General features: G+C 61.1%; 19 protein-coding genes. 6 read left to right on the forward strand and 13 right to left on the reverse strand.

Annotated elements, in window-relative coordinates:
- Positions 1–20 precede the first annotated feature (20 nt).
- Positions 21–890, forward strand: coding sequence for an alpha/beta fold hydrolase (locus U5G49_RS26120; RefSeq protein WP_193443776.1), 870 nt, complete (start codon positions 21–23; stop codon positions 888–890).
- Positions 891–900: 10 nt separating this feature from the next.
- Here U5G49_RS26120 and U5G49_RS26125 read toward each other — a convergent pair whose 3' ends face one another.
- Together U5G49_RS26125 and U5G49_RS26130 are read right to left on the reverse strand one after the other, a co-directional pair.
- Positions 901–1653, reverse strand: coding sequence for a polysaccharide deacetylase family protein (locus U5G49_RS26125; RefSeq protein ID WP_193443778.1), 753 nt, complete (start codon positions 1651–1653; stop codon positions 901–903).
- Positions 1653–2741: a glycosyltransferase family 4 protein gene (locus U5G49_RS26130; protein ID WP_193443780.1), complete on the reverse strand. Its 1089-nt coding sequence runs from the start codon at positions 2739–2741 to the stop codon at positions 1653–1655. Before U5G49_RS26130 ends, U5G49_RS26125 begins: the two co-directional genes overlap by 1 nt.
- Positions 2742–2922: 181 nt before the next feature.
- Here U5G49_RS26130 and U5G49_RS26135 point away from each other — a divergent pair, with 181 nt between their 5' ends.
- Together U5G49_RS26135 and U5G49_RS26140 are read left to right on the forward strand one after the other, a co-directional pair.
- Positions 2923–4641, forward strand: a complete 1719-nt coding sequence (locus U5G49_RS26135) for an adenylate/guanylate cyclase domain-containing protein (protein WP_193443782.1) — start codon at positions 2923–2925, stop codon at positions 4639–4641.
- Positions 4641–5519: an FkbM family methyltransferase gene (locus U5G49_RS26140; RefSeq protein ID WP_115156709.1), complete on the forward strand. Its 879-nt coding sequence runs from the start codon at positions 4641–4643 to the stop codon at positions 5517–5519. Before U5G49_RS26135 ends, U5G49_RS26140 begins: the two co-directional genes overlap by 1 nt.
- 30 nt (positions 5520–5549) lie before the next feature.
- Here U5G49_RS26140 and U5G49_RS26145 read toward each other — a convergent pair whose 3' ends face one another.
- The 9 genes from U5G49_RS26145 to U5G49_RS26185 all read right to left on the reverse strand — a co-directional run bounded on the left by U5G49_RS26145 (position 5550) and on the right by U5G49_RS26185 (position 14074).
- Positions 5550–6449, reverse strand: coding sequence for an RDD family protein (locus U5G49_RS26145; protein ID WP_115156710.1), 900 nt, complete (start codon positions 6447–6449; stop codon positions 5550–5552).
- Positions 6446–7522, reverse strand: a complete 1077-nt coding sequence (locus U5G49_RS26150) for a stage II sporulation protein M (protein WP_193444144.1) — start codon at positions 7520–7522, stop codon at positions 6446–6448. The genes U5G49_RS26145 and U5G49_RS26150 overlap by 4 nt, the downstream gene beginning before the upstream one ends.
- Positions 7522–8841 carry a DUF58 domain-containing protein gene (locus tag U5G49_RS26155; protein WP_193443784.1) on the reverse strand — a complete coding sequence of 440 codons (1320 nt, stop codon included), beginning with the start codon at positions 8839–8841 and terminating at the stop codon, positions 7522–7524. The genes U5G49_RS26150 and U5G49_RS26155 overlap by 1 nt, the downstream gene beginning before the upstream one ends.
- Positions 8842–9798 carry an AAA family ATPase gene (locus tag U5G49_RS26160; protein WP_064655171.1) on the reverse strand — a complete coding sequence of 319 codons (957 nt, stop codon included), beginning with the start codon at positions 9796–9798 and terminating at the stop codon, positions 8842–8844.
- Complete coding sequence (locus U5G49_RS26165; protein ID WP_115156713.1) at positions 9785–11059, reverse strand: hypothetical protein; 1275 nt, start codon at positions 11057–11059, stop codon at positions 9785–9787. The genes U5G49_RS26160 and U5G49_RS26165 overlap by 14 nt, the downstream gene beginning before the upstream one ends.
- Entirely contained in the window at positions 11052–11807 is a 756-nt protein-coding gene (locus U5G49_RS26170) for a hypothetical protein (protein ID WP_115156714.1), read from the reverse strand. The genes U5G49_RS26165 and U5G49_RS26170 overlap by 8 nt, the downstream gene beginning before the upstream one ends.
- Before the next feature lie 3 nt (positions 11808–11810).
- A complete protein-coding gene (locus tag U5G49_RS26175; RefSeq protein WP_115156715.1) occupies positions 11811–12257 on the reverse strand; it encodes a DUF805 domain-containing protein in 447 nt (148 codons plus the stop codon).
- A gap of 215 nt (positions 12258–12472) precedes the next feature.
- Positions 12473–12919 carry a DUF805 domain-containing protein gene (locus tag U5G49_RS26180; protein ID WP_115156716.1) on the reverse strand — a complete coding sequence of 149 codons (447 nt, stop codon included), beginning with the start codon at positions 12917–12919 and terminating at the stop codon, positions 12473–12475.
- Positions 12920–13168: 249 nt separating this feature from the next.
- A complete protein-coding gene (locus tag U5G49_RS26185; protein WP_193443786.1) occupies positions 13169–14074 on the reverse strand; it encodes an NAD(P)/FAD-dependent oxidoreductase in 906 nt (301 codons plus the stop codon).
- A 131-nt stretch (positions 14075–14205) separates the two neighbouring features.
- Here U5G49_RS26185 and U5G49_RS26190 point away from each other — a divergent pair, with 131 nt between their 5' ends.
- Positions 14206–14661, forward strand: coding sequence for an Rrf2 family transcriptional regulator (locus U5G49_RS26190; protein ID WP_115156718.1), 456 nt, complete (start codon positions 14206–14208; stop codon positions 14659–14661).
- A 440-nt stretch (positions 14662–15101) separates the two neighbouring features.
- Complete coding sequence (locus U5G49_RS26195; protein ID WP_193443789.1) at positions 15102–16892, forward strand: ABC transporter ATP-binding protein; 1791 nt, start codon at positions 15102–15104, stop codon at positions 16890–16892.
- Between the two features lie 127 nt (positions 16893–17019).
- Here U5G49_RS26195 and U5G49_RS26200 read toward each other — a convergent pair whose 3' ends face one another.
- Entirely contained in the window at positions 17020–17499 is a 480-nt protein-coding gene (locus U5G49_RS26200; protein WP_065276185.1) for a class I SAM-dependent methyltransferase, read from the reverse strand.
- Between the two features lie 174 nt (positions 17500–17673).
- On the opposite strand from U5G49_RS26200, the gene U5G49_RS26205 reads away from it, so the two are divergent.
- On the forward strand, positions 17674–18900 hold the full coding sequence (locus tag U5G49_RS26205; RefSeq protein ID WP_193443791.1) for a DUF3095 domain-containing protein: 1227 nt from the start codon (positions 17674–17676) through the stop codon (positions 18898–18900).
- On the opposite strand, the gene U5G49_RS26210 is transcribed toward U5G49_RS26205, so the two are convergent.
- Positions 18890–20227, reverse strand: a complete 1338-nt coding sequence (locus U5G49_RS26210) for a nucleotide sugar dehydrogenase (RefSeq protein WP_130729797.1) — start codon at positions 20225–20227, stop codon at positions 18890–18892. The genes U5G49_RS26205 and U5G49_RS26210 overlap by 11 nt on opposite strands.
- Between the last annotated feature and the right edge of the window lie 31 nt (positions 20228–20258).

Consider the following 20258-nt stretch of genomic DNA (forward strand, 5'->3'; position numbering starts at 1 on the left):
CGATTCTGAGGAGCTTTCCGATGGCCACTCTCGTCCGACATCGCTGGATGACGGTTGCAGGCGTCGAGACTTTTTACCGCGAGGCCGGCCGAGAAGATGCGCCGGTCTTGTTGCTGCCGCACGGATATCCCTGCTCATCCTATGAATTTCGCAATCTCATGCCGCGCCTTGCCGATCGTTGGCGCCTGATTGCGCCGGATTTCCCGGGTGCGGGCTACAGCAGCACGCCTGATGATTTCGACTACAGCTTCGACGGATATGCTGCCTGGCTGGAGGCCTTCGTCGGCGCGATGAATGTCGACCGGTTTGTCCTCTACCTGCACGACTTCGGCTCGCCTGTCGGTGCCCGGTTGGCGATCAGCATCCCCCAGCGCATCGTGGCGCTGATCATCCAGAATGGCGATATCCCTTATGAAGATGCCCTCGGACCGAAGTATGCGGAGATCGAGGCGACGTGGACGCTTCCGAGATCGGAGATGAGAAAGGTGCTGGCTGAGGCAGTCAGGGAGGAGGCCTTCAAAGAGGAATTCCTCAACGATCTGCTGCCCCCTCTGGCTGAGACCATCCCGCCAGATCTCTGGAAGTTGCATTGGTCGCTGATCACGCCGCGGCGAAAGGAGATCGCCATAGACCTGATCGCCGGACTGAAGGAGAACCGGGCCTGGTTCCCGCAACACCGCAAATATCTGCGCGAATACCGGCCGCCGACCTTGATCGTGTGGGGTCCGAACGACCACTACATGCCGGAAAAATCGGCTCGGGCCTATCTGCGCGATCTGCCGGATGCCGAACTGCATCTGCTGGGCGGCGGCCACTGGCTGCTCGAGACGCATCTCGATGACGTCGTAGCACTCATGCGAGACTTCCTCGGACGCGTTCACGCCGCCTGATCGACATTTGCTAAGGCCCCAGCAGTTCCAAGGCCGAAGACCAGTGGACGGCCGGATGCCGGCCCGTCACTGAAAACAAGGCCGACAGGAAATTCCAGCCTGCCGCATCATGCACCAGATGGTGGGTGAGGAGACCGATAGGCTCGTTGCTGCCGGCAAACCGGTCGCGAAGCTCGGCCACCAGCTCGGCCACCAATTCCGCCTCGGTCCGTCCGCCGCGCGTGCCGTGCCAGTCGATGATGTCTACATGGGTGTTGAGGAGGGTCACCGGACCGCCCTGCTGTGCCCGCCCGTAGACCGAAAGGGCTGCAAATCCGAGACCGGGCAGCGCCGGGATGAGGGCCGCATCGATCCGGTTCCACGGCGGCACCAGCACCGGCAGGAAGCGGGCCGGATGCAGGCGCTGCAAAAGCTGGAACCCTTCACGCAACTCACCGAGCACGACGTCGGCCGGCCGCTCGCCGCCGAGTTCCTGTTTCTTCGCCTCCGGCCCCGCATGGTTCGTATGAGACCAGCCATGCACGGCGACAGCGACGGCTATTTCCTCCTCCAGCCGCCCAGCCAACGCCTCGCCGGTCAGACCGGGGATGACCGCAAGCATCAGCGGAACCTCGTTTTCGCTAGCCAGCACCATCAACGTCTCCAATGCCGGCGTCGGCTCGACGGCATCGTCATCCCGCAGCCAGAACCGCGCCACGCGGCCGGCAGCCTGCCAGCGCTCGAGCTCGCGGCGCAGGGGATCCCAGGCTATCCCTTCAGTCATCACGTCACTCCTATTCCTGCATTGTCCCGCAAAATTCCGTTCAATACCTGCGCCGCCATCGCAAGCGAGCGCTCGCCGAGCACGAAGCGCCGCGCCGCCTGCCCCATGACGTCGCGCCTTTGCCTGTCGCAAAGCAGGCCAGCTATAGCCTCGGCATAGGCGGCGACATTGCCATCCGGCGTCAGCAGGCCGGTCACGCCAGCCTCGACCACCGCTGGCACACCAGCCGTTTCCTGCGCGACGACAGGCAGGCCGGCGGCCTGGGCCTCCAGATAGGCAAGACCATAGGCCTCGCCGCAGCCGGGCCAGACATAGAGGCCGCCGCGCCCGAGCAGTTCGGCGATCTCGACGGCATTGCGCTCGCCCAGCCATTCGATCCGACCTGGAAAATCGGCAAACAGCGCCTGCACCTCTTGGCGCATCGGACCATCGCCGATGACGGTAAGCGTCCATGGGTGGTCTTCAATGAGCCGCAATGCTCTCGCCAGCATCGCATAACTGTCCATCTTGTCGCCGGCCCGCATCATCGCGACCGTCATCAACCGGTGGGGGTCGGACGCCGGCGACACCTTCTCGAACAACGCCGTGTCGATGAAGGGTTTCAGCTCGGCAAGCCGCGCCTGCGGAAAGGCGGCTGCAAGCCCGGCCTGGTCCCGCTCGGTGAAGCTGATGTTGACCGCCGCCTGCACGATCGCCTCGCCCACGCGTTTCTGTGACGCTGCCCAGCCGGTTCGGTCGCGTTTTGCCGCATAGGAGGCTTCGGCGGTGACATAGGGAATGGCGAATTCGGCAGATATCGCTGGCCCGAAGGGATCGGGCGATTTGTAATAGGGGTGATAGCAGAACCAGAGTTCCGGTCGCGGCTGGGATTTCCATGTCAACCGCAGCCGCTCCAGCTCGGCGCAGATGGCGGGTTCGAGTGCGGCTACGGCTTGCGGTGTCGAGGCATAGGTCCTGAATTCGGAAATCACGTAGACCTCGTGCCCGCCAAGCTCCAGCGCGCGGATCAACAGCCGCGCCATCAGCCGGTCGCCCGACGGTACCGAATGGTTCGGCGATTTCATCGGCGCGTAAAAAGCCACCCGCATTGACACCTCACATTAGACAGACTGTCTACAACTGGCACTCGTGCCTATGAAGAAAATTTCGCTATTGTCCCCTTCATTAAAACTTGCGCATAAGCATATGGAATGTGATCGCGATCGAAGCAATTCCGCCTCTTTCTCAATCTCTATGGGCCTGCGGTTACATCGACAAGAACGGGAATGAATGACGACGGTCTCGGCCACAGGGATTTTTTCGGAACGTGCGATCAGAAGGGCGAGGCTCGGTTCCGGCCTCGTCATTTTCATCTTCGTCCTGCTGCATTTGTCGAACCATGCGATTGGCCTGATTTCCGTCGCCGCCGCCGATAAAGCCGCCCACCTCTTTATGGCGATCTGGCGCAATCCTCTGGGGACCGCCATCTTCTATTCGTCGGTCCTCATCCATATCGCACTGGTGCTGCGCGCCATCTACATGCGCCGCAGCCTCGTCATGCCGAAGGGGGAAATGGCGCAGATCGTGCTCGGCTTGATGATCCCGCTGCTGCTTATGGATCACGTCATCGGTACGCGCATCGCCCATGAGTTCTACGGCTACATCGATGACTACGAAACGGTCGTCAGTACGCTCTGGATCAGGAATCCGACAAACGGCGTGCGGCAGGTGTTCGGTGTCGTCGCCGTCTGGATCCACGGCTGCATCGGCATCCATTTTTGGCTGCGCTATCGGCCCTGGTATCCGGACTTTGCGCCGCTGCTGCTGGCGCTTGCGATCCTCGTGCCGGTGCTCTCGCTGCTCGGCTTCGTTGAAATGGGCCGCACGCTCGCCGATCCGTCCTACCAGCAGGCAATGACGATCAGCGCCTACAAGGAGGGCGTCAACACCCGTTACGCCTCAAACCCGGAGGTTCATCGTCAGGTCGCCATGATCCGCGCCGGGCTCTACGGCGCCTTCTCGGCCTCGCTGCTCATCGTCGTCGTCGCCCGCGCCCGCCGAAAGCTGAAGGAACGACTGGACCAGGTCTCCGTGCATTATCCGGGCGGCGAGGTGATCAGTGTGCCGCGCGGCTTCTCGGTGCTGGAAGCGAGCCGGCTCGGCGGCCTGCCGCATTATTCCGTCTGCGGCGGCAAGGGCCAGTGCTCCACCTGCCGGGTGCAGATCCTTGGCGATTACGACAGCCTGCCGGCCCCCGACAAGATGGAACAGACGACGCTGAGGCGCATCAATGCCGGCCCGGATGTCCGGCTCGCCTGCCAGCTTCGTCCAAACGGCGACGTTGCGGTCGCGCCGCTTCTCGTGCCGGCGATCGAGGCTGCACTTCCTGCCAACAGCCAGGAGACGAGCCCCGGCCGCGAGCGCGAGATCGCCGTCCTCTTCGTCGATATCCGCCATTTCACCACGTTGACGGAAACCCGCCTGCCCTTCGACGTCGTCTTCCTGCTGAACCGCTATTTCGCAATCATCGGCAAGGCAGTGGAGCAGGCGGGCGGGCGGCTCGACAAGTTCATCGGCGACGGCGCCATGGCGCTCTTCGGGCTCAACACCACGCCGGAGGAAGCCTGTCGCCAGGCGCTCAACGCAGCTGCTGCAATCGTCGCCGAGATCGAAAAACTCGCCGCCGAGCTGGCCGATGAGCTGGCACTGCCGCTGCGCATCGCGATCGGCATTCACACCGGCCCTGCCGTCGTCGGCACGATGGGATACGGTCGGGTCCGCAGCATGACGGCGATCGGCGATACCGTCAATGTTGCGAGCCGGTTGGAAAGTGCTGCCAAGGAGTTCGAGGCGGCGATCGTCATCTCCGAACCGGTGGCGAACCTTTCGGGTGCTGACCTCGCCGGCATCGAAAGCCGTGAAATCAGTGTGCGCGGCCGGGCCTTGCCCTTGAAAGTCTACGTCATTCCGAGAGAGAAAGCGGCAGAACCGCTCGAAGGAAAAGCCTGATGCCCGGCAAGCCCTGGCTGACCACCAAGTACTGGAGCCGCCGCCTGCGCAAGGCGCGCAATGCCGCCGCTTCGCGCTTCTTCGACACCCGCTTCGGCCGCCGCCTGCTGATCGAGAATATCGGCCCGCGCGTCGTCTCGATCACGGTCGACGCTGGCGACCATCTGATGACCTTCTCGCCCGCCGACTATATCGGCCGCAAGGTTTTCCGGAAGGGCCATTTCGAGCGCGAGGCCGTCGACCGGCTGATCGTCATCCTGCGCGAGCGCGGCCTGCTCAGGAAGGATGCGACGCTGCTCGAGATCGGCGGCAATATCGGCACCCAGACGGTCTATTTCGCCTTGAGCGGCACTTACGCCAAGATCGTCAGCGTCGAGCCCGATCCACGCAATTTCCCGCTGCTTCAACTTAACATCCGCCAGAACCGGCTGGAGGAGAAGGTCCGCCTCGTTAACTGCGCCGCCGGCGAGCACGAAGGCGAGATCGACTTTTTCCTCAACCTCAACAATCACGGCAAGAGCAGCGCCATTCGCCAGAGCCCGACGGACAAGAAGATAAGCGTGCCGGTGAAGCCGGTCCCCGAAATCCTTGCCGGACTTTCAATCGACCCGGCTGCGATCGGTCTGGTCTGGATGGATATCGAGGGCTACGAGCCGGTCGCCTGCCGGTCGATGCAGCCGCTGCTTGCCCGCCGCGTGCCGCTCTATATGGAGTTCACGCCGCTCTTCTACGGAGCAGAGGCAACGAAAGCCTTCATATCAATGCTATCAGGCTTCTACGAGGATTGCCTCGTCCTCTTCGAGGATCGAGAGGTGGAGATGAAGGTGCGGGATCTGCCGGGCGATGTCGATCAGTACAACGTGCTGTTTTTGCCGTAGAAGGCGCGTTGTTTCGGAAACTACGTCGCATCAAACAAGTTTCTTCGCCTCTGTTCGCGAATGCTCATGATATTTGTTTTCGCGAAGCGTGCCGAAAAGCTTCAAGCTCTCCAGATGCTCGCGCTGGGCGCGATAGAACTCGTTGAGGAAGTGCAGCTCCCGGCCGGGCTTCACGGTGTCTTCATACCGAATCTTCCGGGTAATGGTTCGCACGATCTGTTCGATCTCTTTATGGTTGGACGTCTTTGTCGAGTCGCGAAGCACGTCCTCCAGCGTCTGCAGCTCATATTTGCCGTAGACATCGAGGTGTTCGGCCAAGAATTCGTACTCCGCCTGCGTCGACGCGGCGGCGGGGGCGGACAGTGCGAGGTCGGACAGCAGCACGGAGCGCGGAGTGTCGACCACCAGGGTGCCGGCAATGATATCGCCAAGCCTTTGCCGGCGCCGGTTGGTGAAGGGAACGACGACCACTGCCAGAAGCCAGAGGCTCGTCAGACCGTTTTCCCAGGCCGACTGCGTGTCGATCGAAGCCAAAAGGCCCATGGGGGCGAAAATCTCCACCTGTTTCATCAGGTTGCGTGCGGTCACCTGGTGCGGCGTAAGCCGCCGTCCGTCCACATTGATGACGCGGATGCCCGTTATTCTTTTTCCGAGCGTGCGTCCGTTCCAGATGAGTTCCGAGAGGATGTAATAGGGGATCTGCACCAAAAAACCGAGCAGCACCATGAGCATCGCCTCCGCCGTCATAGGCAGCACGCCTGTGAAGATGATGGCGGTGGCACAGATGAATATGATGATTGTGGTGAAGACGATGTCGAGGAATTGCGCGCCGAAACGGGTTCCGAGCGAGGCAATGGCGAAGGTGATCGGGACGCCCTCCGGCGGGATGAACTGCTCGACGCGCTTGCCGTCCTTGTCTGTCCGGTTCATCGCACCCCCTCACGCGACCCTGTGCTTTCGCGGCCTGCAAGCAGCAGCCAGCCCACCCAGCAGACGCCCATCCCCCAGCCGATGATGAGACGCCAGGTCGGATTCTGTATCAACTGGCGCAGGAAGCCTTCGATGAAGGCTGCCGCGACAAGCATCAGCGCCGCCAGGATGGCGAGCTTGACGGCATCATGCGCCTGGTGGCGCAAGGCTTCCTTTCGTGTTCTGGCACCTGGAAGGAGAACGGCAAGTCCGAGCCTTGCCCCACCCGCGCAAGCAATGGCGATGGCCGCAAGCTCGGTCACGCCGTGGATCGAGAGCCAGGCGAAGACGTCGTAGCCCAGCCCTCTGCGATAAAACATCGCGAAGAACGCGCCGAGGATCAGACCATTGTAAAAGGTCAGGATGAAGCTCGGCACCGACACGAACACACCAAGGGTGAAGATCAGGATGACGATGGTGGTGTTGTGGGAAAAGAGAAAGGCGGAAAATGCGGCCAGCCGGTCGCTGTCATGCCCTTCATCGCCATAGATGGTCGAACGGAGGTAGTCGGTCGAGGCATCAGGCGTACGCTGGTCGGCCATCTCCGGCGGCACCAAGGTATAGAACCAGCTCGGATCGTTGGCGCAGAGCCTGTATCCGGCAGCCGCCCCCAGAATGAGCGCCAGGAAGCCGATGAACAAAGGTAGGGCCGAGCGACGCACGGCCTGGGGAATGCCGTGCGACAGCAGGCGCCTCATCAGGCCGCCCAGGCTTTCCTGCGGGGCGTAGACGACGAGATAGGCCCGGGCGCAGAGGCTTTCCAGATAGGCAATCAGGGCGCGATCGAGAGAAATATCGCGCGCCACGCTCAGCGAGTTCATCGCCTGCCTGTAGCCGCTGGCGAGATTGCGGACCTCATCATAGCCGAGCGCGGCTGCGCCCCCTTTCTCGGCACGCGTCACGAGTTCGTCCAGTTGACGCCAGTGTGCCTCGCGCTCCAACCGGAAGCGGGCCGAACGAAGCGTATCGTTCTGGACAGCGCCGACATTGACTGTCGCGCCCTTATCCATCCTGCCGTCGATACCGATATCCATCATATCATCTCACGGGATTTGATTTCGATGTAGCGCGCAATGAGATCCGAAGTCAGTGCTTCCGGCGTGCTATCGAGGCAAAGCACGCCGAGACGCGCCAGCTTTTCCATGACGGCGCGCCTTTCGTGAAGGATCTGGCGTGCCGCAACCGAGCGAGCGACGGCATCGAGCGTCGTATCCTCGGGTTCGATGAGCTTCGCGAGCAGCGGATCGCGCAAGGCGACATAGACGACGAAGTGATGCCGGGCGAGCACCTGTATGTTCTCGATCATCAGCTCCGCCGTGATGGCGTCGACGAAATCGGAGAATATCACGACCAGCGACCGTCGCTTCAGGCGTCCGGACAGGTGGGTCAGTCCCAAGGTATGGTTGGTCTCCTGGGTTTCGTAGCGCAGCCCGGCGCACACCGTCTGCAGCCGCGGAAAGGCCGCTCGTCCGGGCAAGGCCGGCACGAACAGACGCGGACGGCTGTCGAAGCTGTAGAAGCCGACGAGATCGCCGGCAAGGCCTGCACCCCAGCACATGGCGAGCGCCGCATTGATGGCGCGATCGAGCTTCGTGAAGCCGGCAAGCTGTTCGCCCATCAGCCGCCCGGAATCGACGCAGAGGATGATCTGGTGGTTTCGTTCGGCCCGCATCTCGCGCACGACGAGACTGCGCATGCGCGCCGACCGCTTCCAATCGATGCTGCGCGGATCCATGCCGCTAGCAAATTCCCGCAGCTGGTGGAATTCCGATCCCTCGCCACGCAACCGCAAATCCTTCTGGCCGGCCTCCAGCGGCAGGATCTGGGTCTTGATCGCTCCCGACAGCACCGGCGATATGTCGGGCTGGACGGCGATCTCTTTGCCCACCGGCATGCGCGCGATGATCTCGAGCAGCTTCAATCGCGATGGCCACTTCAGCCACAGCTCGTTGACCGCGTATCGTCCCCGCCGGATCAGATGAAGGTCCAGAGAGGACTTGACCTCCCCTTCCCCGGCACCCGATGCAGGGTTGAGCCATCTGATTTCGTCGACGACAAGCTCGGGAGCAAGATCGAGCCGGATTTCGATTTTCTGAGGCAGCACGCCCTTCTGCGGCCGTACGCCGACCGTGAACGCGGTGGTGTGGCCGACAAAGCCTTGCGGCGGCAGATCGAAATCGATCGTCATCCTGCCCGCCAAGTTGGAGATGACCAGATCGGCGACCGTGAGCGCTGCGATTGCAAGCCACATGAGGAGTAGGAGATAGCTCATGTCGCGCCACCACACGCTAGTGAAGACCGTCACCGCGGCGGATATCAGAACGAGCGCGATCAGAGTGGAGGATGGCCGCATTTAACGGGGCGCATCCACGCGGTTCATGATATTGCGCAGCACCTCGTCCGGCGTGCGCCCGTCAATTTCCGCCGAGGGCGAAAGCACGATGCGGTGACGCAAGGCGGGCACCAGCAACGCCTGGACATCGTCCGGCAAGCCGTAATCCCTTCCCTCAAAAGCCGCGCGCACGCGCACTGCCGATGCAACAGCGTCGGCCGCGCGGGTGGATGCGCCGTAGAGAATGTCGGGATCGGAGCGCGTTGCGCGCACCAGATCGACGATGTAGGTCAGGATCGTGTTGTCCAGATGGATCGCATCGATCAGCGCCCGCCCTTCCGCGAGTGCGGCACTCGTGACAAGCGGACGGATGCCTGCGTTGCGCAGGTCTGATTTCAGCGCCTGCGTCGCGTGTTTGGAGAGGATAGCAATTTCCGTATCGCGGCTGGGAAAATCGACGACAAGCTTGAACAGGAAGCGATCGAGCTGTGCTTCGGGCAAGGGATAGGTGCCCTGCTGCTCGATCGGGTTTTGCGTGGCAAGCACGAAGAAATCCGGCCCCAGGGAATAATCGGTCCCGTCAAGCGTGACCATCCGCTCGTTCATCGCCTGCAGCAGGGCGGATTGCGTCTTCGGCGGCGCGCGATTGATCTCGTCGGCGAGAAGAATGTCGGTAAAGACCGGGCCCTTGGTCAGGTGGAACTGATTAGTCTGGAAATTGAAGAGATTGACGCCCAGAACATCGCCGGGCATCAGGTCTGGCGTGAACTGGATGCGTCGATATTGCAGCGCCATGGCGGCAGAGACTGACCGGGCAAGCAAGGTTTTGGCCGTGCCGGGCGGACCTTCGACGAGGCAGTGCCCGCCGGCAAAGATCGAGATCAGCACGAGATCGATGATCGCATCCTGCCCCTGCACCGCTTTGCCGATCTCGCCACGAACCGCAGCGATAAGATTACGAAATTCACCTAGATCCAAGGTCAATGCTCCCCAGCGATTTTCTGAATGTCTCGAGATTGCGGTGCAGATTAGCCCGCGTCATCAGATGTCCACGATCGATCAGCGCCTGTGCTGACGAGTGCAATGCTTTCGCCGCCGCCTGATCCCGGCGCGCCAAACGCTTAAACAGCCGCTCTATGCCCGCCTCGTTTCCCGCTCCAGGGCCGAAGACCAGTTGCGCCTTGTCCGCAAGCAGATGGAGCACGAACTGTCCGGTCATCCGGCCATCATTACCCGATAGGCGCAGCAGACGCGCCGTCGCGTCGATCGCGGCAGTCTTCGACAGCTCGATGTTTCCGGATGTCTCGTTGAAGGCAGGCCCGAAGCGATAGGCGCCGCGCCAGAAACAAATAGCGGCAACAACAAACAGCACTCCCCAGATGACGGACAGCGGATAGGCGAAAAACCGCTTGAAATCGGAGGCAGAGCGCTCGTAGGTCCGGCCCTCATCCGCCGGTTTCTTGCTATCCAGAGGAAGGCCTGATGTATCCAGATAGACCGGCCGCTTCTCGCCCGCGCCGCGCAACAGCGTGACCAGCGACACGGCAAAGGAGGCGTTATCGGCCAGAGCCAGTCCGTGATTGTTCAACAGGTCCGGATCCGACAGCAGATAGATGTTGGGGTCGTCCTCGCCACGCAGGAGCAGTGCGCCCGACGGTGTGCCCGCGAGCTCCTCCCAACCACCCGGGAGGCTCGACCGTTCGAAGGTTTGTGCCTGATAGAGGGCGATACTGATGGGCTGCCCCGGGTACAGCTGCGGCTGCGCCTCTTCAAAATCGGTGCTGCTACGGGCGAAGCCAAAATCTGAATAACCGATCTTGTCGAGTTCGCTGCCGATATCGGCGAGATCGACCAGTCTCGATTTGCTGGCAATACCATCCGTTGAAACGCTGCCCTGCCACTTCGGCAAAATGATCAGCGTTGGCAGGGCATAGCGGTTTGACTCCCGGATCGGACTTTCCGGGCCTGCATCATCCGCTTCCTCGTTTACCTGAGGTGCGACAGTCTCGCCTTGGCGTATCGACAAGGGAATAATGCGCAGCGAGATTTCCGAACGCGCCCGGGCGACATGAGGGTCGGATCGGACGACAGGGATACCCTTGGCTTGCAGCCACGATTCCAACCCCTTGTTGCCGAGGGCTGAGCGGTCGAAATCGCTGCCGCGCGACAGCGCAAAGACTGCCAGCGCCGCCAGCGCAAGCAACAGCCCCAGAAACAGAAGAGGGCCCGAGTTACGCATTGGCCACTCTACCTGATGACAGCAACCCGCGCGCGGTCGTCAGAAGGACGCTGAAATGGCTTTCCGCAAGCGTGCGGCCGCCGTAGTGAACGAGTTCAACCGCGGTCAGAAAATTTTCAAGCCGATCGCGGTCGGGCATGCTGCTCGGTAGACGGGCGAAAACCGCCCGTTCAGTATCCGAGCGGAAAAGCCGCGTTCCCGTCACATCAGCCGCGTGAAGCAGGCAATGCCTGAGCAACAGGACAAGCGCCTGCCTGCGATCCGCCATGGCGGCAATGCGTTGGAGGAAGTCGCTCGGCTTTTCCTCGGCATCGTCTGCCGATGTGCGCCAGCTTTCCGGCGCCTCCCCCTGCCGCTTGATGTCGCGTGGGGCCGATGAAAGCAAGACGCCGCCATTTCCGAAGCGGATCCACAAGCCGATGACCACGATGAGACCGACAAGCACGATAGCAACCGCCAGAGGACCGCTGACGACCGGCTCTCGCGGGATCATCAACGGCTTGCGTTGTGGTGACGATGTTGTCGTATTCGACGCCGGTTCGACCTTTGGAGAGGCATCGCCATAGACGAGCGTGCAGCGCAATCCGTTCTGCTGGCATTGCGCGGCATATTCGGCTCCGACGGCGCTCTTTTGATGATCGCCGCCCCCGACCTGCTGACTGTCGCTGTCTTTCGCCCAAGCAGGCGAAAACTGAGCCGAGGTGGCAAGCAACAGAGCCACCAGCAGGCCGAGATTGCGGATGGTCATTCTCTAGGCAAAGACCTCTGCTCTCATTTCCGGACGCAGCGGATCCGGCCCGAACTTGTTTGGGCCTTCTGTGCCCCTCATTACGGAAATAACCGTGATCGCGAGACCCGTAATGGTACCGATATAGGGAACCATGCCCAAGACGATCAGCGCGAGATACCACCAACCGGAAATGTCGCGATCATGAAAGCGACGAACCTGAAGGGATAATATTGGTAAAATGAGCGCCAGCGCAAACAATCCACCGATCACCATGATGGCGACCACCGCTGACGAAACTCCACCCTGTTGGTCGGAAAAGGCGCCTATCGCCAAAGCCAAAATTACAAGCGCGAGCCCTACCAAGGTATAGAACAGCACGAACCACCAATATTCCGAGCGCGATGCCCTGCCGGAGAAGGTTGCGTACTTCTGCGTTAAAACTGTCCGAACAGCTTCAGTAAACCCCATTTCAATGCCCCCTGTCTTCTTCCTGCAACCGCAATGACCCACAGTCTAATGAGTGTCTTGGTTGATCGTAATTTCGAACGAAAAACAGCTACAATTCAAACGTAGAAATTGCAATAAGTCGGTTGCTTCAAACAGGCGCATCGCTGATGCGGAAACCGAACCGGGCGGGCCATGAACAGAGCCACCGGCAGACCCACGTTGCGGATTGCCATGCTCTAGGCAAAGACCTCCGCTCTCGCTTCGGGACGCAGCGGATCTGGCCCGAATTTGTTCGGACCATCTGTGCCCGGGAGCACGCTGATTACCAGGATCGCAATACCTGCGATGACGCCGATGTAGGGAACGAAGCCGCCGACGAACAGCGCGAGATACCACCAACCGGATATATTGCGATCATGGAAGCGGCGAACCTGAAGGGCCACCTGTGGCAAAAACATTGCGAGCCAAGTCAATCCCCCGATGAACAAGAGGAGGGCCACTGGTGACGGAACTCCGCCTCGGAAATCGGAAAAACTGGAGGTCACAAGGCACACAATTCCGATCGCGAACAGCACCGTGAAATAGAATAAAACAAACCACCAATATTCCGAGCGGGAGGCCCTGCCGGAGAAAGTTGCATATTTCTGCACCAGAGCCGTCCCCGCAGCCTCAGAAAACCCCACTTCGATGCCCCATTTGTGTTTGCTGCGCGTCTGCTAATGTTCGCCAGCGTCGTAGAACGACGGTAGTTCCAGCTGAAAAAACAGCTACAATTCAAACGTAGAAATTGCAATAAGTTGGTTGCATCGGGTCATTATTTTAAAAGCAATGCTTAACGCGTTTAGATTTTCACTTTGCCGACTGCGGGATGGGCGTTAAGACCCCCTGACCTTGCACCGAGAATTCTATCCGTTTAACGCGCTGCTTCTGCCCTATGCGGCCGTCCGCATGACAAGCGATTGATGGCAGTGCACGCCGGCGAGCACGCCCGAGGCGGAGGCCAGCGTTGCATTGTGCATGGCGCTTGCCGCATCGCCGGCAGCGAAGACACCCTTGACGGTGGTTTCCTTGTTGTCACCCGTGCGGATGATCGGTCCGAACGGGCCGTCGTCGAAGGCGCAGCCAAGCTGTTCGGCAACCGGGCTCGCCATCGCAGTTTTCGGCGCGACGAAGACGGCGTCCAGCGGCACGACGCGGCCATCGGCGAGGCGAACCGCCTCGAGCTTGGGATTGTCGCCCAACAATTCGACGATAGGGCTGCGTTCGATCCGGGCACCGCGGCCAGTCAGCTTCGCCAATTGCTCTTCATCGGGCTCGAACAGCGCTTGGGTGAAAAAGGTCGTTACTCCCCAGTCCGGGATCATCATCGCCGAATGGGCCGAATGCGGATGGTTTGCAAGGACACCGAGCTTGCCGCCGCTCACCTCAAAACCGTGGCAATAGGGGCAGTGCAGCGCGGAACGGCCCCATCGCTCCTTGAGGCCGGGGATTTCGGGCAGCGTGTCGCTGACACCGGTTGCGAGCACGATGCGCGCGGCTCGTTCTTCGCCGCCGTCTTCAGTGCCGACGATGAACGCATCACCATCGCTGTTCGCCCGGACGACTTTCCCCTGGCGGATGGCGATGGTCGGATAAAGCGAAAGCTGTCGCTTTCCCTCCTGCATGATCGCCGCCGGTGTTTGGCCGTCCTGGCCGAGGAACCCATGCGACGCTTCAGAAAAGCGATTGCGCGGCGCGCCGGCGTCAACCAGCAGAACCCGCCGCCGCGCCCGGGCAAGCTGCATGGCCGCCGACAGGCCGGCAAAGTTTCCGCCGATGACGATCGCTTCAAATGACATGAAACTCTCCTTGGATATCGAACTCATGACTCAACATAAGTTACATGATGCGGTAACGTCAAGCATCATGTTACTTGTCTTGTTACGATCCGCTTGCGATAATGACCCGTCCGATCGACGGGGAGACAACGATGCGCAATGACAGCCGCCTTTCACGCATGCTGCACGTGCTGATCCACATGGATAAGCACCAGCACTCGGCGACCTCCGACATGATTGCAAAGATGCTGAACACCAATCCCGTCGTCGTCCGCCGCACCATGGCCGGCCTTCGCGAACAGGGCTACGTCCGCTCCGAAAAAGGCCATGGCGGCGGCTGGACGCTGGTGCGTCCGCTGTCTGAGATCACCCTGCTCGACGTCTACCGCGCCATCGGCGAGCCACATCTCTTCGCCATCGGCCCAGCCGACGATCAGCCGCAGTGTCTTGTGGAGCAGGCGGTGAATGTCGTCCTCGGCGACGCGATGAAGGAAGCCCAGGCTCTGCTGCTGCGACGGTTGGACAGCGTGACATTGGACAAAATCGGAGCCGACTTCGAGGCAAAACTGACCGCGCTCCCGGCCAGATCCTATTCCTGCGCTTCGTGAGCGCAGATGATTGCCTGCGGTGGAGGTGCAAGCGCGGGATGGTCCAGCGGCAGATCACTGACCACGATGCCACTGCGGGTGAGCAAGCCGGCCCAACCGTCACCTGGCAAGCGCACAAGGTGTGTCGTTTCCGCATCACTTCCGTAAGGTTGCAAATATCCGCTTGGCAATGGCGCATTGCTCCGGTACAAAAAGCTCACCGCTTTAGTTCGAACATAGGGAGGCGTTGCATGCCAGCAATCATCGAAACCTTCCCGTGCGGAATGTCCCGACACTAGGTCATTTCCATTCGCGGCCCGCCTCAAGCGCGCGCGACATGCGGTTTTTTCATCCTTCAACGGCCCGATTGATCTGACGGGATCATTTTGTCTCCCGCTCGGGCTGTGCCATCCAACTCTCGATTTTGAGGACCGGTTTCCGACACGGGCCGGGCGATTAAAATGACTCGCAAGAAGCTCGATTTCCGCGCCGATGCCTATCGCCATGTGCTCGGCTTTGTTTTCCATCATTGGCGTCATCGGCCTGTCTTGGTGGGCGGTATCATCGTGCTGGTGATATCAAGCACCCTGGCAGAAGTCATGGTGCCGGTTTTTTCCGGCCGGATCGTCGATGCCATTGCCGGCAGCAATGCGGCTGACCAGGCGCTGCACGCCTTCGTCATCGTCGTGGCTCTGGGCCTGACCAGCGTGGCACTGCGCTGGTTCATCTTCAACGGCATCATCCGGCTGACGCTGCGCACCATGGCGGATGTGGTCAATAACGGTTTCCACAAGGTGCAGCGGTTCTCGACCGACTGGCACGCCAACAGCTTTGCCGGTTCGACGGTGCGCAAGATCACCCGCGGCATGTGGGCGCTCGACGCGCTTAACGATCTGCTGCTGGTAGCGCTGCTGCCGTCCATCGTCATGCTGGTCGGCGCCAGCATCGTGCTCGGCAGCTACTGGCCGATCATGGGCCTGATCGTGGCTGCGGGCTCGCTGATCTATATCGGTGTCACCGTGGCGCTTTCCATGGGCTTCGTGTCGCCGGCGGCAAGGCTTGCCAATGCCTGGGACACCAAGCTTGGTGGCGCACTGGCGGATGCCATCAGCTGCAATTCGGTGGTCAAGGCCTTCGGGGCCGAGAGCCGCGAAGAGACGCGACTGGGCCTGGTGCTGGCCAGATGGGACAGCCGCACGCGGCGGACATGGAAGCGCGGCACATTGAGCGGCACGATCCAAGGCTTCATGATGGTTTCCATGCAGGCAGGTATTTTGGGAACGGGCCTGGTCATGTGGCAGCGGGGGCTGGCGACGCCCGGCGACATCACCTTCGTGCTGGCCATGTTCTTCGTTCTGCAAGGCTATCTGCGCAATGTCGGCCAGGACATCCGCAATCTGCAGCGTGCCGTCAACGACATGGAAGAACTGGTGCTGCTCGACAAGATGCCGCTAGGCATAGAGGACAAGCCGAACGCCAGGCCTATCAAGATTGGCGAGGGCGAGATCGTCTTCGATCGCGTCACCTTCCAATATGGCGCTCATCCCACCCCGCTTTATGAGGACTTTTCGGTCACCATCAAGCCGGGTGAGCGCGTGGGCCTGGTGGGGCATTCGGGCTCTGGCAAGACCACCTTCGTCAAGCTCATCCAGCGCCTCTATGACGTGAATTCGGGCGCGATCCGCATTGACGGGCAGGATATCGCAGGGGTTAGGCAATCCAGCCTGCGCGGCCAGATCGCCATCGTGCAGCAGGAGCCCATTCTGTTCCACCGGACGCTGGCGGAAAACATTGCCTATAGCAGGCCGAACGCCTCGCGCCGCGAGATCGAGCACGCAGCCAAACAGGCGAGCGCCCACGACTTCATCATGGACCTTCCCAAGGGCTATGAGACACTCGTGGGGGAACGCGGCGTCAAGCTGTCGGGCGGCGAGCGGCAGCGTGTCGCCATTGCCCGTGCCTTCCTGGCTGATGCGCCGGTGCTGATCCTGGACGAAGCGACATCGAGCCTCGACAGTGAGAGCGAAGTGCAGATCCAGCAGGCCATGGAACGCTTGATGAGCGGCCGCACGACGCTTGTCATCGCACACCGGCTATCCACGGTGCGAGCGCTGGACCGGCTGCTGGTCTTCGACAAGGGAAATATCGTTGAAGAAGGCGACCACCAGGCGCTGATCCGGCTTAACAACGGTATCTATCGCCGGCTGTTCGAACGGCAGGCGCTGGAGCTGACCAAGGGTCTGGTGGCGTGAACCGAAACACTATAGCGCCGCGCGCCTTTTTAGACGCTCGGCGTTGTAGCACTTTGCATTGCTGCACAATTTTATCCTTAAATCGATTCCGATTTCAGGAATTATGCAGCAGCGCCGATGCTCACCTTTACGTCCTTCGATAGAGGAAATAACGCCCTTCCTTGATGCCATCGGGCAGCGGCAGCGCGACCAGCTCGGGATGCTCCAGCGGCAGCCCGCTGACGGCGACGCCGTTATGGGCAAGCACGCCGGCCATCAGTTGCGGCAACCAGGTCAGCGTCACCGCGTCGATCTCGTCATGGCCCGTGCCGATATCGGCATGGGCCAGGGCCGCACCGATGCCGACGAAGGCCTGGCCGGACTCGCGGATATTGCCGGTGACCATGTCTTGCGCCTCTGGTGTCGAGGCAGAATAGGAACGGACTTCCCAGTCGAAAGCGACAATGCGCCGGCCGGGAAAATTCTCGCGCAGGTGATCATAGGTGCGGCCGTTGCCGAGGCCGAACTCCAGCACCGGGCCTTCAGTTTCCCCTACCAGATCGATGATCGAGTTCAGAATGTCGCGTTGAGCCGTCAACCGGCGAATGAAGCTGTCGAGGCGACTCATCTAATCCGTATCCGTCATGAAATCGTTAGCGGTCCTGGAACAATTCCAGCAAAAAGTGCGGGAGCAGTTTTGCGTTCGGAATTGCATAAAAACAAAAAGTTAGAGCGTTTCCGTGCATCCTGGAAACCAGGAAAGGCTCTAACACATGAAACCTCGCCAAGTCGATTGCCGTAAATGGGAATTGGCGTTGCAGTGGCAACATGGGTCTGTGCTAAGCTCGATGACATGAAAACCGTGACCAACGAAGATTTCTTTGCCGAAGTGCCGCTCTTCAGCGAATTCGAAGGCGTGACCGATGCCGCCAACTACCGGCCGCTGCCGGACGGATGGGTGCTGGCGCTCGCCGATATCGTCGGCTCGACGCAGGCGATCGGCGCCGGGCGTTACAAGGACGTCAACATGGCGGGCGCCAGCGTCATTTCGGCGGTGTTGAATGCCGTCGGCAAGGGCGACTATCCCTTCGCCTTCGGCGGCGACGGCGCGCTGATCGCGCTTCCGGGTTCGCTGGAGGCGGCGGCACGCGATGCTCTTGCCGCCGCACAGGTCTGGGTCGAGGAAGATCTAAACCTGGTGCTGCGCATCGCCATCGTACCGGTCGCCGACACCCGCGCCGAGGGCCTCGACGTCCGCGTCGCACGTTACTCCGCAAGCCCTTTTGTCACCTATGCGATGTTCTGGGGCGGCGGCACCAGCTGGGCCGAAAGACAGATGAAACTCGGCCGTTACGGCATTGCCCGCGCGGTCCCGGGAACGCGCCCGGATCTCACCGGTCTATCCTGCCGCTGGAGCCCGATCGATGCTAGAAACGGCGAGATCGTCTCGATTATCGCCGTGCCCGGCGAAGGCCGGCCAGGCCGGGAATTTCAAGAACTCGTCAGCGGCATCGTCGCCATTACCAGCGAGCAGAACCGGGACAGCCATCCGGTGCCGGCCGATGGTCCTAACCTTGCCTTCTCGCTGCATGGCATCAATCGCGAGGCCAAAGCCACCGCGCCACCCAGCCGGCGATTATGGCAGAAGCTCTTTATCTTCCTGCAGCTCGCCATCACGGTCGCGTGCTACAGGCTCGGCATTCCGCTTGGCCGCTTCGATGCCCGCCGCTACAAGCGCGACGTCGCCGACAATTCCGATTTCCGCAAGTTCGACGACGGGCTGAAGATGACGATCGACGTCGACGCCGAACACCTGAAGCGCATCGAGACTTTGCTGCAACACGCCCAGGCCAAGGGTGTGGCCCGCTACGGCCTGCATCGGCAATCCTCAGCGCTGATGACCTGCTTCGTGCCGACGCCGATCGCGCGCGATCACATCCATTTCATCGATGGCGCCGCCGGCGGTTATGCGGTGGCCGCCAGCCAGATCACCGGCAAGTCGCTTTCGGCTGTTTCCGTCACGCCTTGATGACGTGATCGGCCGAGAGGCCTAGCCGGTTGAAGACGTTGCGCGTGTCGACAATCAGCGAGGCGTTTTTTGCGAGCGCCGAATAATCCACCTTGTCGTGGTCAGTCGCGACCAGCACTGCATCGTAGCCGGCGATGGTCTCCGGCGTCAGAGCCACCGATTTGCGGCCCTTCAGCGCCTGATATTCGCGCGTCGGCGGAATCTCGGCGACGAAGGGATCGTGATAATCCGCCCGTCCGCCACGCTCCTCGATGATCTCGATCAGGCGCAGCGACGGGCTCTCTCTTATATCAGCGACGTTCTTCTTGTAGGCGAGCCCGAGCACTAGCACCCTGCTGCGGCTCAGCGCCTTGCCAGCGCGGATGTCGAGCGCCTCGGCAAGCTTGCCGACGACATGACGCGGCATTGCCGAATTGATCTCGCCGGCAAGTTCGATGAAGCGGGTCGGCAGCTCGTATTCGCGCGATTTCCAGGTGAGGTAGAAGGGATCGATCGGTATGCAATGGCCGCCGAGACCCGGGCCCGGATAGAAGGGCATGTAGCCGAAGGGCTTGGTCTTGGCCGCATCGATGACCTCCCAGACGTCGATGCCCATCGCCGCATAGACGGTCTTCAGCTCGTTGACGAGGGCGATGTTGACCGAGCGGAAGATGTTTTCGGTGAGCTTCACGGCCTCTGCCGTCGCATTCGAGGAGACCGGAACGACGGACGATACCGCCGCGCCATAAAAGGCCTTCATCAGCGCCAGCGCCTCGGCGCCGTCGCCGGCGACGACCTTCGGGATCGTCGCGGTATGATAATGCTGGTTGCCGGGATCCTCGCGCTCCGGGGAGAAGCCGACGAAGAAGTCCGAGCCGGATTTCAGCCCGGTGCCTTCGAGAATGACCTTCACCACGTCATCGGTCGTGCCGGGATAGGTGGTCGATTCCAGCACGACGAGCTGACCGGGGCGCAGGTGCGCGGCGATCGAGCGCGACGTCGCCTCGACGAAGGAAAGATCGGGATCGCGATGCTTGGTGAGCGGCGTCGGCACGCAGATGATGATGACGTCACACTCGTCGAGGCCGGCGAAATCGGTCGTCGCCTTGAAACGTCCCGCATCGATCTCGGTGGAAAGTGCTTCGTCGCTCACCGCGTCGATATAGGAGCGGCGGGCATCGAGGGCCACCATTTTCCCCGGGTCGATGTCGAAGCCCGTGACCGCAAAGCCGCTGCGCGCCACCGCCATCGCCAGAGGCAGGCCGACATAGCCGAGGCCGATGATGCCGGCACGCGCCGCGCGGGTTTCGATCTTCTGCAAAAGCGTATCGAAGGGGGAGATAACCAAGGCGGGATCTTTCAAACGGGGAAGAGAAGGC

This window comes from Rhizobium indigoferae, from assembly GCF_034554815.1.
In the GTDB taxonomy this organism is placed as follows: Bacteria; Pseudomonadota; Alphaproteobacteria; order Rhizobiales; family Rhizobiaceae; genus Rhizobium; species Rhizobium leguminosarum.